Source organism: Maribellus luteus, assembly GCF_003576475.1.
Taxonomy (GTDB): domain Bacteria; phylum Bacteroidota; class Bacteroidia; order Bacteroidales; family Prolixibacteraceae; genus Draconibacterium; species Draconibacterium luteum.
Map to the genome: position 1 here is coordinate 1 of NZ_QWGR01000329.1, position 506 is coordinate 506.

Genomic DNA, 506 nt, shown 5'->3' on the forward strand with positions numbered 1-506 from the left:
GCGATGCCGCCGGCGTTGTCGGTCACCGGCCCGAAGGCGTCGAGGGCCACGATGAACCCGGCCAGGGACAGCATGGTGGTGGTGGCGATGGCCACGCCGAACAGCCCGGCGAAGGTGTAGGTCAGGATGATGCCGACGATGATGACCAGCGCCGGCGCGGCCGTGGACTCCAGCGAGACGGCGAGCCCCTGGATGACGTTGGTGCCGTGGCCGGACACCGAGGCCTTGGCGATGGACTTGACCGGGTTGAAGTTGGTGCCGGTGTAGAACTCGGTGATGATCACGATCGCCGCCGTCACCGCCAGCCCGACCAGTCCGCAATAGAACAGCGCGTTGGCGTCGACGCTCTTGTCGCCGACCATGACGGGCTTCTGGACCAGCTGGTGAATCACCCCCCAGACCGCGCCGATGGACAGCACGCCGGTGACGATCAGGCCCTGGTAGAGGGCCCCCATGATGTTGCCGCTCTTGCCGAGACGGACGAAGAACGCGCCGATGATCGAGGT

1 protein-coding gene is annotated in these 506 nt (G+C 66.6%); it reads right to left on the reverse strand.

All coding sequences use genetic code 11. The features are described 5' to 3' along the window. A partial coding sequence (locus tag D1614_RS29100; protein WP_175579336.1) for a sodium/proton-translocating pyrophosphatase occupies positions 1 to 506 on the reverse strand: 506 nt, incomplete at both ends.